The organism is Comamonas sp. 4034, assembly GCF_050434545.1.
Lineage (GTDB): Bacteria > Pseudomonadota > Gammaproteobacteria > Burkholderiales > Burkholderiaceae_C > Comamonas > Comamonas odontotermitis.
In genome coordinates, this window is sequence record NZ_JBNDIT010000002.1 from 202,667 (window position 1) to 216,012 (window position 13,346).

Here is a 13,346-nt window from a genome sequence, read left to right on the forward strand (position 1 = left end):
ACCGTTAGATGTGGTAGTTGCTTGAGGACATGTTTAGAAAAAATGTCTCAAATCATGGTGTTGTGTAAGGCAGAGTTTAATCCAAAGTATCAAACACTGCATCGTCAGGGCCAACAAAAGCCGGAGAACGCCAGGTGACATCACGCAAATTACGTGTAATCTGGTTCTCCACGCCCATCAGAACCGCGAATAAAGCCATACGAACTGGTATGCCATTATCGGTCTGGCGGAAGATGGCCAGGCGCGGATCGAGGTTCAGATCGGTCGACAGATCGTTGGCGCCGGGGCGCGCATCACGCGGCAGCGGGTGCATGATGATGGTGTCGGGCTTGCAGACTGCATCGACCAGCGACTTCTGCACCTGGAACTCGGGCGTGTAACCCTCGATGTTCTCGCCGGCAAAACGCTCTTTCTGGATGCGGGTGGCATACACCACGTCGGCGCCCTTGAGGTCCTGCAGCGAGGTGGAGATTTCCACCACATGGCCGTTGGTGGAGGCCAGCTCCACCAGGTAGGCGGGCATTTCCAGCGAGGCGGGCGAGATCAGGGTGAATTTCATGCCCTTGTACAGCGACAGCAGGCGGATCAGCGAGTGCACGGTGCGGCCGTACTTCAGGTCGCCCACCATGGCGATGTGCGCGCCGTCCATCAGTTTGCCCAGGCGCGAGAACTCGCGCTGGATGGTGTACATGTCGAGAATCGCCTGGCTGGGGTGCTCGCCCGGGCCGTCGCCGGCATTGATGACCGGGATGTTGGTGGCGCGGGCGAATTCGGCAACCGAGCCTTGTTCGGGGTGGCGAATGACCAGGGCGTCCACGTAGCCGGCCATCACGCGGCTGGTGTCATAGATCGATTCGCCCTTGGCCATCGACGAGAAGGTGAAACCCGTCGTATCGCAGACCGAGCCACCCAGGCGGCTGAAGGCGGCGCCAAAGCTCACGCGGGTGCGGGTGCTGGCCTCGAAGAACAGGCTGCCCATGACAGCGCCTTCCAGCACGCGGCACACCTTGTGGCGGCGTGCAATCGGCTGCATCACATCGGTAATGCGAAACAGCTCTTCGAGGCTTTCGCGCTCGAGTTGCGCAACGGACAGCAGCTGCGGACGGCCATCTGCCGACATGCGCTCGGCCAGCGGGCGGTTGTGCTTTTGCGTGTCGGTGCCTGCGGCTTCACGCGAGAGGATTTCGGAGACAAACTTCTGCGCCATGTCAGGCATGGCGCGGGCTTCGCCCGAAGCCTCGGGCAGCAGCCATGTGTCCAGCGTGCGGCGGCGCACGCCCAGGCGCTCGGCAAATGCATCGCGCGTCAAGTTCAAACGGCGCATTGCGTCGCGGAGGAAATCCTGCTGGCTGTCCATGTGTGGGCTCCGGTAAATGGCGAACGGGCAGAATTATACGCTTTGCGTTTGTGTTTTGGTGAAAATATACGCTTTGCGTTTCATGGCGTTGCCAATGCCTGCAAACCTTGATGCGAGGTGGCGCGAGCAGCCTTTCGCGTTGGACGGCCCGCGCGAGAGGGGGCTCAGGCGCCGAATTCGTCGCCCAGCTCCACTGCGCGCTTTTCGGCGGCCTTCATGGCGGCGATGAAATGGGCGCCCATGTGGCTGGCGCGCATGCTCTCCAGCGCGGCAAAGGTGGTGCCGCCCTTGCTGGTGACCCGTTCACGCAGCACGGCAGGCGGCTCGCTCGATTGCGCGGCCAGTTGCGATGCGCCGGTGAAAGTTCCGATCGCCAGTTGCAGCGCCTGTTCGGCAGGCAGGCCCATTTCGACGCCGGCTTGCTGCATGGCTTCCAGAAAATAGAACACATAGGCGGGGCCGGAGCCCGAGAGCGCCGTCACTGCATCGAGCTGCGACTCCTGCTGCACCCAGATGAATTGCCCGGTGGTGCCGATGATCTGCTCGACCAGCGCCTGCTGCGCGGGCGTCACGCCCTGCCGTGCAAACAGTGCTGTCATGCCCTGGCCCACCAGGGCGGGCGTGTTGGGCATGGCGCGCACGATGTGTTCGTTGGCGGCCCACTGGGCGATGGAGCTGCTGCGGATGCCGGCAGCCACGCTCAGGTGCAGGGCGTGGCTGGTGAAGGATGCGACTGAAGCGGCCGCATCCTTGAAGGTTTGTGGTTTGACAGCCCAGACCACGACCTGCGCACTGGCCAGCGCACCGTCCGCCGCCGGCAGCGCAGTAATGCCAAACTGCTGCAGCAGCACGGCGCGCTGGGGCTCATAGGGCTCCACCACCATGATGCGTTCTGCGGGCACGCCCTGGCGGATCAGGCCGCCGATGATGGCACTGGCCATATTGCCGCCGCCGATGAAGGCAATGGGAGGGAATTGGGAAAAGTCTGTGGTGCTCATGAATGAAGGCCGATGGGCCGAAAAGAGGGTGGGGCTGGCATGGGCCAGCGCTTCTGTCGTTGACTATAGCGGCGGCAGCGGCACGGCCCAAGCGCTTCGTGCAACCCCCAAGTTGGCAGGCGGGTTTTTGCTATGTAATTTGATGCCTCTGCGCTTGCCTGTCGTGCGCTGGAAGCACATTTGCCTATCTTCTGCCGCCAAGAGGTGGGTTCAATGCGTTTTTTGGTGTGCAGCAAGCTCGCCACACCTGGGATAGCCTCGGCAGCGATTGAAATAACAATTGAACAGAGTTCTAGAACGTGTTTACGATCTCCTCGCGCCGCGACAGTGGCGTTGCGGGGCGCCCGGCTAGGGAGGGGATGCGAGGCGCAATACCGCAGCAATAGCCCCGCTATTGCGAGGATTTGCAACAACGCAGACCGCCCCTAGCCGGGCGCCCGCAAGCCCACTGTCCCTCTGGGTTGGAGTGAAATCGGGCGATTTCTGCGCGCTGACCCTTGCTTGCCCCCCGGTGCAAGCTGCGGCCCATCGCTTCGAACTCATCCCGATTGCACTCCAACGCGGCTGCGTAGAGATCGTAAACACGTTCTTGGTAAATTATTGCAATCCGATGGCAGCCCAAGCTGCCACGCCCCACTTGGAGGAAAAGAGATGACGAGTTTGAATCGCAGGCATTTTTCGGTACTGGCTGGATCTGCCGCTTTGACGGGCCTGGGCTCGCTTCGCGCGCATGCGGCAGATGCGCCGCTGGTACTGGGCCAGTCGGCGCCATTTACCGGGCCTGCTGCGCAATTGGGTATCCAGTTCAACCAGGGTGCGAACCTGTTTCTGGAACAGTACAACGCGCAAAGCGGTCAGCGTCCGGTGACGATTCGCCATCTGGATGATGGCTATGACCCCGAGCGTACGGCTGCCAACACGCGCCAGCTGATTCAGGAGCAGGTGTTTGCGCTGTTCGGCTACATAGGCACGCCCACGAGCCTGGCCGCACTGCCTCTGACGGCCGGCGATAACATTCCTTTCTTTGCCCCGTTCAGCGGAGCCATGTCATTGCGCAACCCATTCCGGCGCAATGTGTTCCATGTGCGCGCCTCGTACAACGACGAGACGGCACAGATCGTGCGTCACCTGACCACCATTGGCAACAACCAGATTGCGGTGTTCCATCAGAACGATGCCTATGGCCATGCGGGATTGGATGGCGTGACGCTGGCGCTGGCGCAGCTCAAGCTGCGGCCTGTTGCCACTGGTGTTGTCGAGCGCAACTCGGTCGATGTCGGCGCTGCCGTGCGCACCATCGTGGCTGCGCAGCCCCATGCCGTGGTGCTGATCAGTACCTACAAATCCTGCGCGGCCTTCATCCGTGCAGCGCGCAAGGCCGGTTTCAGCGGCACTTTCTACAACGTGTCCTTTGTCGGGGCAGAGGCCCTGGCCAATGAGCTGGGCAAGGAGGGCTCGGGCGTCGTGGTGTCGCAGGTCGTGCCTTCTCCCTCAAGCGGTTCGTCGGCCCTGGCGCGCGAGTACCAGGAGGCCATGCGCAAAGGTGGCGGGGGCGCCGCAGGCACCTATGCCAGCATGGAAGGGTTTTTGGCTGCCAAGGTGCTGGTGGAGGGCTTGAAGCGCGCCAAGTCGCCAACGCGCGAGGGTTTGATAGCTGGCCTGGAGACGCTGGATCGCCAGTCCTTTGGCGGCTTTGATGTCACCTTCACACCGCGCAGCCACATGGGCTCGAAGTTTGTCGAGATGAGCATGCTGACGGCAGAGAAACGGGTGATCGGCCTGGGGCCTCATGGCGACCCATCGCGCGCCGTGGCTGCTTGACTGATAGCAAGGAGCCATTCAGCGCGAGCAGGATGGGGTTTCGGCCAGGGCGACGAACTGGGTCACTTCGGCAGGGTTGAAGTTGTTGTCGCTCACCAGTAGCAATACGCGTTCGCCGCTGGCAAGGCGCGGGCCCCAGGTCATGCCCTCGATGTTGTCCACGGTCTGCAGGCCTGCCTGGGCAAAGTCCAGCAGCAGTGTCTTGGCGGCTGGCTCGAACTGGCCGGGCACCAGTGCATCCATGGCCAGGGTGTCGGTGGTTTCGGTAGAAATGCGGTAGAGCCGCACCGAAAAGCCCGTGCCCAGAACGTAGGAGCGCTCCAGCACCAGCAGGTGTTTCGGCCCATCGGCCAGGATTTCGCTCACACCATTGACCGCCACCAGGGGCAGTGTCAGGTTGTCCAGAGGCAGGGCGTCGGGCACATAGGCGATCTGGCGCTGCGGCTGGCGCGTTGCCAAGTCGTACTGCGTGATGCGCAAGGGGCCGCCCGGCAGGCCGCGTGCGGGCAGCGGGCCATCCTGCTTCAGGGCGCCTTCCATGGCCAGCCACAGCGTTTTCTGGTCATCACCGATGGCCATGCCTTCCAGCGTCATGTTGTTGCGCGGGCCGGTGCTGGAGCCCTTGTTGGCGGGCAGCTGCAGTTGTGGCGGCAGCGGCCAGGCCTGCTGCCAGCGGCCATCGAGCGTGGCTTCGTTCACCTCCGGCCCAAAGCCTCGCGCAAAATCGCCTTCGCTGCTCCAGGCGAGGCGCTGGCTACCGGGCAGCACGCGCAGCGCTTCGGGGTCGGGCACGGCAATGCCTGCGCGGGCAGTGCGCCTGGAGGCGTAAGGCTGGCCATCGGGCGCGCCCAGGTAGCGGGCTTCGTCCAACTGCACGCTGTGCAGGCCGCCTGCATCGTAGTGGATGCGGGCGGTGTAGAAGCGCGCGCTGTCATGCGCCGAGCGGTCATCGCTCACCAGGTAATAGCGGTCGTCGGCGGTGTTGTAGTCGATGGACGAGAGACCGCCCACCGGTACCCCGGCAAACTGCACATCCAGGCCCCAGCGCGTTTCACCCAGCAGACGGAAGGAGGCTGGATCGGTGCATGGCAATGCGGGTGGTGGGGCATCTGCCTGGGTCTTCTGGCCGGTGTCCGGCGCGTGAAACGGCGCATGGCCGCAACCGGCCAGGGCGCTTGCCACCATGGCAATGGCAAACCGGCGACGGCTTGTAGTAAAAATATGAGGGTTGTGCTGCATCTGTTGCTGGCGTATAAATTCTCGGGAACGCCACGGTACTACCCGGCAATTGTTCACATTTTCTCGGTGTTGCGAGGGTACAGGGGTTCCTATCATCGCGGCTGGAGGTGACAGCCATGAGGTGGCTGCGCCCGTAAATAAGAGGAGTGATGTAATGGCAACCCAAGCACAAAAGTGGTCGGCGGAATTTTTAGGAACCTTCTGGTTGACTTTCGGAGGCTGCGGCAGCGCTGTATTGGCCGCCGCGTTTCCACAGGTCGGTATTGGCCTCCTGGGCGTGTCGCTGGCCTTTGGCCTCACGGTGCTGACCGGCGCCTATGCCTTCGGCCCGGTGTCGGGCGGGCACTTCAACCCAGCGGTGTCGGTGGGCCTGACGGTGGCTGGCCGCTTCAAGGCGTCTGAGCTGCCAGGCTACATCATTGCCCAGGTGCTGGGCGCGATTGCCGCCGCCGCTGTGCTGTACCTGATTGCTTCCGGCAAGGCTGGCGCCACGGTCACCGACCTGGCAACCAATGGCTTTGGCGAGCATTCGCCCGGCAAGTTCTCGATGGTGGCTGCACTGGTGACCGAAGTGGTACTGACAGCAGTCTTCCTGCTGGTGATTCTGGGCTCCACCGCGAAGAAGGCTGCAGCGGGCTTTGCAGGCATGAGCATCGGCCTGTGCCTGACCTTGATCCACCTGATCTCGATCCCCGTGACCAACACCTCGGTCAACCCCGCACGCAGCACCGGCCCTGCATTGTTCGGCCCATCGATCGCGCTGGAGCAGCTGTGGCTCTTCTGGCTGGCACCGATCGTGGGCGCTGTCATCGGCGCGCTGATCCACAAGGCACTGCTGGCAGGTCAGGAAGACTGAGCAGGCAAACGGCTCAATGCAAAAGGGATGCTGATGCATCCCTTTTTTTATGGGTTATTTTGCTCGCTGGCGCTTACCTATAAAGCGCAAATTGCTATCAAATTAATAGTGACGAGGTTTATTGCGCCGTAGTCTGGCGCACGGCCTGCTCCCAGCGGGCCATCAGGGCGTCGGCGCGGGCCTTGTCCTGGGTGGGGACGAAGCGGCGTTCGGCCTTCCACAGCGCCGACAGCTCGTCGGTGCTCTGGTAGACGCCGGTGGACAGGCCCGCGAGGTAGGCGGCGCCCAGTGCGGTGGTTTCCACGCAGGCGGGGCGCACCACGGGAATGCCCAGCAGGTCGGCCTGGAACTGCATCAGCAGGTTGTTGACGCAGGCGCCGCCGTCCACGCGCAACTCGGTCACGGGCTGGCCACCGTTGGCCACGGCGTCGCGGCTCATGGCCTGCAGCAGGGCGGCGCTTTGGTAGGCGATGGATTCGAGCGCGGCGCGGGCGATGTGGGCCAAGGTGGTGCCACGGGTGAGGCCGGTGATGGTGCCGCGCGCATCGGCATTCCAGTACGGCGCGCCCAGGCCGGTGAAGGCGGGCACCATCATGACGCCGCCGCTGTCGGGCACGCTTTCGGCCAGCTGCTGCACCTGGCCGCTGTGCTCGATGGCGCGCAGGCCGTCGCGCAGCCATTGCACCACGGCGCCACCGACGAAGACGCTGCCTTCCAGTGCGAACTGGGGTGCTGAGGATACCTGCGCGGCGCTGGTGGTCAGCAGGCCATTGCGCGAGGTCTGGAAGGTGCCTCCGGTGTGCATCAGCATGAAGCAGCCGGTGCCATAGGTGTTCTTGGCCATGCCTGCAGAGAAGCAGGCCTGGCCGAAGAGGGCGCTTTGCTGGTCGCCCGCCATGCCGCCGATGTGGATGGGCGCGCCCAGAAAATCGTCCGTGGTATCGCCAAAGTGGCTGGCCGAGGGTTGGACCTCCGGCATCAGCGAGCGCGGAATGCGCAGGAGCGCCAGCAGCTCGTCGTCCCACTGGTTGCTGTGCACATTGAAGAGCATGGTGCGGCTGGCGTTGCTCACGTCGGTTACATGGCGTTGGCCGCCAGTCAGCTGCCAGACGAGCCAGGTATCCACGGTGCCAAAGGCGAGCTCGCCGCGCTCGGCGGCGGCACGCGCGCCGGGTACGTGGTCCAGCAGCCACTGCAGCTTGGTGGCGGAAAAATAGGCGTCGACGAGCAGGCCGGTCTTCTGCTGGATCAGACCAGCATGACCTTCTTCGCGCAGCTGGGCGCACACGGGCTCTGCCCGCCGGTCCTGCCAGACCAGGGCATTGTGGATGGGCTGGCCGGTCTTGCGATTCCACACCACGGTGGTTTCGCGTTGGTTGGTGATGCCAAGCGCCGTGATCTGGCTGGCACTGATGCCGCTTTTCTTGAGGGCCTCGCGCGCGGTGGCGAGCTGCGTGCCCCAGATCTGCAATGGGTCGTGTTCCACATGGCCGGGGCTGGGGTAGATCTGTGGCAGCTCCTGCTGGGCCAGGGCGACGATGTTGCCGCGCGCGTCAAACACGATGGAGCGGGAGCTGGAGGTGCCCTGGTCGAGGGCAAGCAAGTAGGTCATAGGTTTTCCGTGATTCATTGCGTGCTACGCACGTCGATGGCGCTGGAGCGGCCGGGGCCAGCGCAGCCAGACAAGGGCCGTCCCGCAGCAGCTCAGGCGGGTGTTCATATTTCAGGCCACGGTGCAGCGCACATTGGCATCCTGCAGCAGGCGCGGAAAGGGCTCGGGCGGCGGCGCATCGGTGAAGAGGCGATCAATGCGCGAGAGCGGGCCCACCTCCACCATGGCCGGGCGGCCGAATTTGCTCTGGTCGGCGGCCATCCACACTTCGCGGGCCTGCTCCATGATGGTCTGGGCCACTTTCACTTCTCTGAAATCAAAGTCGCGCAGACTGCCGTCTGATTCGATGCCCGAGATGCCGATCAGCGCAATATCGACGCGGAACTGGCGGATGAAATCCACCGCCGCCTCGCCGATGATGCCGCGATCACGCCCGCGCACCACGCCGCCGGCGACGATCACTTCGCAATCGGCATTGCTGCTGAGCGTGGCGGCCACGTTGAGGTTGTTGGTGATGACGCGCAGGCCGCGGTGCTGCATCAGAGCGCGGGCAATGGCCTCGGTGGTGGTGCCGATGTTCAGGATCAGCGAGCAGTTGTTGGGCACCTGGGCAGCCACCGCCTTGGCGATGCGCGATTTGCCGTCGGCATTGAGTGATTCGCGCTGCGTATGGGCGAGGTTCTCGGTGGTGGAACTGGGCACGCGCACGCCACCGTGAAAGCGCACCAGCAGCCCCGTGTCTGCGAGCTTCTGGATGTCGCGCCGCACGGTTTGCAAGGTGACGCCCAGGATCTCTGCCAACTGCTCGACCGTGGCAGATTGGCGGCGGCGCACCTCGTCTATCAATTGGAGTTGTCGTGGATTGGTGTTCACAGCGCAGGAGGTGTTGATAGGGGCAGTGAGGAGGGCGTGGGTGCAGCAGGAACCGTCTGCGGCAGTTTGCTCCCAAACACTGTAGATCGAATTAAAACGAACCCTTACTAGGGTAACTTTCTATTGGAGGCGCGTTCAAAAGAACAAAAATGAACGAATTCGAAAGCACGAGGCTTTCATTTTCACAGATTTGCAGGCTTGCTCTTTCATTCGGAGCAGAGAGGCGATGATGCAGCTGGTGTTGGAGAATGTGGTCCAACGGGTCGGAGGGCAGACATGGCTCTATCCGCTGGATTTATCGCTGCAGAGCAATGCTGTGACGGTGCTGCTGGGCGCAACGCAGGCGGGCAAAACCAGCTTGATGCGCATCATGGCGGGTTTGGACAAACCCGCTGGCGGCCGGATGCTGGTCGATGGCCAGGATGTGACCGGCGTATCGGTGCGCCAGCGCGATGTGGCCATGGTGTACCAGCAGTTCATCAACTACCCTTCGATGACTGTGGCGCAGAACATTGCGTCTCCCTTGCGGCTGCGTGGTGACTCTGAAATTGATAGCAAGGTGCGCAGCCTGGCTGAGCGCCTGCATATCGATATGTTTCTGGATCGCCTGCCTGCCGAGCTCTCAGGCGGCCAGCAGCAGCGCGTCGCCCTGGCGCGCGCCCTGGCCAAGGACGCGCCGCTGATGCTGCTTGACGAACCACTCGTCAACCTCGATTACAAGCTGCGCGAAGGCCTGCGCGATGAACTGAGCCAGTTGTTCGAGGCAGGCCGCTCCACCGTGGTCTACGCCACCACCGAGCCGGGCGAGGCCTTGCTCCTGGGCGGCTACACCGCTGTTCTGGACGCGGGCGAGCTGCTGCAGTACGGGCCGACGGCCCAGGTTTTCCATGCACCGCGCTCGCTGCGAGTGGCGCGGGCTTTCAGCGATCCGCCCATGAACCTGGTGACGGCACAGGTGCAGGCTGGCGGCGCGCAGCTTGCCTTGCCGCAAGGCGCCACGCTGCCGCTGCAGCAGCCATTGCCCGCAACCGCCACCACCAGCGAGGTGGTGGTGGGCGTTCGCGCGAGTGCGCTGCGCCTGCAGGAGCGCCCGGGCGACATCCATCTGCATGGCCAGGTGTACCTGGTGGAAATCTCCGGCTCGGACACCTTCGTGCATGTGCAGCTGCCCTGGGGCGGTTGGGTGGCGCAATTGACGGGTGTGCACAAATTGGCAGCCAATGAGCAAGTCAGCCTTTATCTGGCGCCCGTTGACTGCTATGTTTTTGAGACGGAGCGTGCAGGCAACCAGGGCGGCGCCCTGCTGCAGCTGCCGCAACAGCAGCAACAGCCACAGCGGTCATCGTCGTCACAGTGGCCCGGTGCGGCGCAAGAGGTGTAAGCCATGGCTCGTATTTCCCTGGATCTGGCGCACGCCTACCGCCCCCACCCGCAGCAAGACAGCGATTACGCCCTGCTGCCGCTGCAGATGGAGTTTGCCGACGGCGGCGCCTATGCGCTGCTGGGCCCGTCGGGCTGTGGCAAGACGACCTTGCTCAACATCATGTCGGGCCTGCTAACGCCATCGCACGGCAAGGTGCTGTTTGACGGGCGCGATGTGACGCAGGAGAGCCCGCAGCAGCGCAATATTGCGCAGGTGTTCCAGTTTCCGGTGATCTACGACACCATGACGGTGGAGCAGAACCTGGCCTTTCCGCTGCGCAACCGCAAGGTGCCGGAGGCCGAGATCCGCAAGCGCGTGGGCGCCATCGCCGAGATGCTGGAGATGAGCGGGCAGCTGAATCAGCGCGCAGCCGGCCTGTCGGCCGATGCCAAGCAGAAGATATCGCTGGGCCGGGGGCTGGTGCGGCCCGATGTTGCGGCCGTGCTGTTCGACGAGCCGCTGACGGTGATCGATCCGCACCTGAAGTGGCAGTTGCGCCGCAAGCTCAAGCAGATTCACCAGGAGTTCAAGCTCACGCTGATCTATGTGACCCATGACCAGGTGGAGGCGCTGACCTTTGCCGAGCAGGTGGTGGTGATGTCGCGCGGGCGGGTGATGCAGGTGGGCGCGCCCGAGGCCCTGTTCGAGCGCCCGAGCCATACCTTTGTCGGGCACTTCATTGGCTCGCCGGGCATGAATTTCCTGCCCCTGCAGTGCCGGGATGGCGCCATGTGGGTGGCAGGCCAGCGCATGGCCGTGCCTGCAGGGCTGGAGGGCGCTGCCGCCGCGCAGCAAGCCCTGCATCTGGGTATACGGCCTGAATACATGCGCCTTGCGCCCGCAGGCTCCGCCGGTGCCGTGCCCGCGCAGGTCCAGCGCGTGCAGGATGTGGGCACCCACATGCTGCTGACCGCTGCCGTGGACGGCAAGGCCCTGAAGGCCCGGTTCATGGCCGATACGGCGCTGCCCGCGCCTGGCGCCACGGTCTGGCTGGAGGTGGTGAATCCGCACACCTGCTACTACCGCAATGAGGAGCTGATGGCATGAACCCCTCCAACAAGCCGGTCAACCAGAAGGCCTGGTGGCTGATCCTGCCGGTGATCCTGTGCGTGGCCTTCTCCGCCATCCTGCCGCTGATGACGGTGGTGAACTACTCGGTGCAGGACATCATCGACCCCGAGCGGCGGGTGTTCGTCGGCACCGAATGGTTTGCGGCGGTGATGCGCGATGAAGAGCTGCATTCGGCGCTGTGGCGGCAGATCACGTTCTCGCTGGCAGTACTGGCGGTGGAGATTCCACTGGGTATTGCGCTGGCGCTGGCCATGCCGGCCAAGGGCTGGAAGTCGTCTGCCGTGCTGGTGGTGGTGGCACTGTCGCTGCTGATCCCCTGGAACGTGGTGGGCACCATCTGGCAGATCTATGGCCGTGCCGATATCGGCCTGCTTGGCCACACTCTGCAGAAGCTGGGTATTGACTACAACTACACCGGCAGCGCCTCGGATGCGTGGCTCACGGTACTGGTGATGGATGTGTGGCACTGGACACCCCTGGTGGCGCTGCTGTGCTACGCCGGGCTGCGCTCCATTCCCGACGCCTATTACCAGGCGGCGCGCATCGATGGCGCGAGCAAGTTTGCCGTGTTCCGCTACATCCAGCTGCCCAAGATGCGGGGCGTGCTGATGATTGCCGTGCTGCTGCGCTTCATGGACAGCTTCATGATCTACACCGAGCCCTTTGTGCTGACCGGCGGCGGGCCGGGCAATGCCACCACCTTTCTGAGCCAGTACCTCACGCAGAAGGCCGTGGGCCAGTTCGATCTGGGGCCTGCGGCAGCGTTCTCGCTGATCTACTTCCTCATCATCCTCTTGTTCTGCTTTGTGCTCTACAACTGGATGCAGCGCGTAGGCACGCAGGAAGCAGAGGTGGAGCAATGAGTGCAGGAGCTGACATGAGCGACAAGCGGTTTCACAAGCGCAGCATCTTCCTGGTGCTCTACATCGTGTTCGCACTGCTGCCCATCTACTGGATGGTGAACATGAGCTTCAAGACGAATGAGGAGATTCTTTCGAGCTTCTCGTTCTTTCCGCAGCAGTTCACCTGGTCCAACTACGTGCGCATCTTTACCGATGAGTCGTGGTATTCGGGCTATATCAACAGCCTGATCTATGTGGCCATCAACACGGTCATCTCGCTCACCGTGGCTCTGCCCGCGGCCTATGCCTTCTCGCGCTACCAGTTTCTGGGCGACAAGCATGTGTTCTTCTGGCTGCTGACCAATCGCATGACGCCGCCGGCCGTGTTTCTGCTGCCGTTTTTTCAGCTCTACAGCACCGTGGGCCTGATGGATACGCACCTGGGCGTAGCGCTGGCGCACCTGTTGTTCAACGTGCCGCTGGCGGTGTGGATTCTGGAAGGCTTCATGAGCGGCATTCCGCGCGAGATCGATGAAACCGCCTATATCGATGGCTACTCCTTTCCGCGCTTCTTCCTGACCATTTTCTTGCCGCTCATCAAGGCGGGTGTGGGCGTGGCGGCATTCTTCTGCTTCATGTTCAGCTGGGTGGAGCTGCTGCTGGCGCGCACGCTGACCAGCGTGAACGCCAAGCCCATCGTGGCAACCATGACACGCACGGTGAGCGCCTCGGGCATGGACTGGGCCACGTTGGCGGCTGCGGGTGTGCTCACCATCGTGCCCGGCGCCATCGTGATCTGGTTTGTGCGCCACTACATCGCCAAGGGCTTTGCGATGGGCCGGGTGTGAGGCCGGGCGATGCGGACGCCATGGGCATCGGAATGAAAGAGGAGAAGCGCCATGTTTGACTGGATGGTCTGGACCACCCCGGTGGCGGTATTTTTCACCTGCATCGTGCTGATGCTGATCGGCATGACTGTATGGGAGCTGAAGTCGCCCACCACGCTGCGGCGGGGCTGGCTGCCCATTGCCACCACGCGCGGGGACCGGCTCTTCATCGGGCTTCTGGCAGCCGCCTACTTCAATCTGATCTTTGTTGGCATTGCAGGCAAGCTGCAGGAATGGATGTCGCTGGAGGCAGAGCCTTCGGTGTGGATCAGCTTTGTCCTGTCGATGCTGCTGCTCGCATTGATCATGCGCAAGGGCTAGTCGCAGGCGGAGAGAGATCGAACGGTATTTTTCAACGTATCCGGCT

12 protein-coding genes are annotated in these 13,346 nt (G+C 63.1%); 7 read left to right on the forward strand and 5 right to left on the reverse strand.

The genetic code is table 11. The features are described 5' to 3' along the window. Positions 1–76 precede the first annotated feature (76 nt). Together ABIE32_RS03455 and proC are read right to left on the reverse strand one after the other, a co-directional pair. The gene (locus ABIE32_RS03455) at positions 77–1,357 is read right to left on the reverse strand and encodes an aspartate carbamoyltransferase (RefSeq protein ID WP_224152921.1); all 1,281 of its coding nucleotides are present in this window, start codon (positions 1,355–1,357) and stop codon (positions 77–79) included. A 164-nt stretch (positions 1,358–1,521) separates the two neighbouring features. After that, a complete protein-coding gene (gene proC, locus ABIE32_RS03460; protein WP_429013970.1) occupies positions 1,522–2,355 on the reverse strand; it encodes a pyrroline-5-carboxylate reductase in 834 nt (277 codons plus the stop codon). 651 nt (positions 2,356–3,006) lie between these two features. Between proC and ABIE32_RS03465 the strand changes: the two genes are divergently transcribed. Continuing rightward, the gene (locus tag ABIE32_RS03465) at positions 3,007–4,176 is read left to right on the forward strand and encodes an ABC transporter substrate-binding protein (protein WP_429013973.1); all 1,170 of its coding nucleotides are present in this window, start codon (positions 3,007–3,009) and stop codon (positions 4,174–4,176) included. Between the two features lie 18 nt (positions 4,177–4,194). Here ABIE32_RS03465 and ABIE32_RS03470 read toward each other — a convergent pair whose 3' ends face one another. Beyond that, the gene (locus tag ABIE32_RS03470) at positions 4,195–5,361 is read right to left on the reverse strand and encodes an esterase-like activity of phytase family protein (RefSeq protein WP_429013976.1); all 1,167 of its coding nucleotides are present in this window, start codon (positions 5,359–5,361) and stop codon (positions 4,195–4,197) included. 208 nt (positions 5,362–5,569) lie between these two features. Between ABIE32_RS03470 and aqpZ the strand changes: the two genes are divergently transcribed. Next, positions 5,570–6,271, forward strand: coding sequence for an aquaporin Z (gene aqpZ / locus ABIE32_RS03475; protein WP_395028055.1), 702 nt, complete (start codon positions 5,570–5,572; stop codon positions 6,269–6,271). A gap of 118 nt (positions 6,272–6,389) precedes the next feature. Here aqpZ and glpK read toward each other — a convergent pair whose 3' ends face one another. Further along, positions 6,390–7,883, reverse strand: coding sequence for a glycerol kinase GlpK (glpK, locus tag ABIE32_RS03480; RefSeq protein ID WP_429013979.1), 1,494 nt, complete (start codon positions 7,881–7,883; stop codon positions 6,390–6,392). 111 nt (positions 7,884–7,994) lie between these two features. Continuing rightward, on the reverse strand, positions 7,995–8,756 hold the full coding sequence (locus tag ABIE32_RS03485; RefSeq protein ID WP_224152932.1) for a DeoR/GlpR family DNA-binding transcription regulator: 762 nt from the start codon (positions 8,754–8,756) through the stop codon (positions 7,995–7,997). Between the two features lie 229 nt (positions 8,757–8,985). Here ABIE32_RS03485 and ABIE32_RS03490 point away from each other — a divergent pair, with 229 nt between their 5' ends. The 5 genes from ABIE32_RS03490 to ABIE32_RS03510 are packed head-to-tail and all read left to right on the forward strand — an operon-like array spanning position 8,986 to position 13,300. Further along, entirely contained in the window at positions 8,986–10,137 is a 1,152-nt protein-coding gene (locus ABIE32_RS03490) for an ABC transporter ATP-binding protein (RefSeq protein WP_429013983.1), read from the forward strand. Between the two features lie 3 nt (positions 10,138–10,140). Further along, complete coding sequence (locus tag ABIE32_RS03495) at positions 10,141–11,226, forward strand: ABC transporter ATP-binding protein (RefSeq protein ID WP_429013986.1); 1,086 nt, start codon at positions 10,141–10,143, stop codon at positions 11,224–11,226. After that, complete coding sequence (locus ABIE32_RS03500; protein WP_224152936.1) at positions 11,223–12,113, forward strand: carbohydrate ABC transporter permease; 891 nt, start codon at positions 11,223–11,225, stop codon at positions 12,111–12,113. The genes ABIE32_RS03495 and ABIE32_RS03500 overlap by 4 nt, the downstream gene beginning before the upstream one ends. A 14-nt stretch (positions 12,114–12,127) precedes the next feature. After that, a complete protein-coding gene (locus ABIE32_RS03505) occupies positions 12,128–12,940 on the forward strand; it encodes a carbohydrate ABC transporter permease (RefSeq protein ID WP_395028064.1) in 813 nt (270 codons plus the stop codon). Between the two features lie 51 nt (positions 12,941–12,991). Beyond that, positions 12,992–13,300: a DUF2160 domain-containing protein gene (locus ABIE32_RS03510; protein ID WP_224152937.1), complete on the forward strand. Its 309-nt coding sequence runs from the start codon at positions 12,992–12,994 to the stop codon at positions 13,298–13,300. Positions 13,301–13,346: the final 46 nt, after the last annotated feature.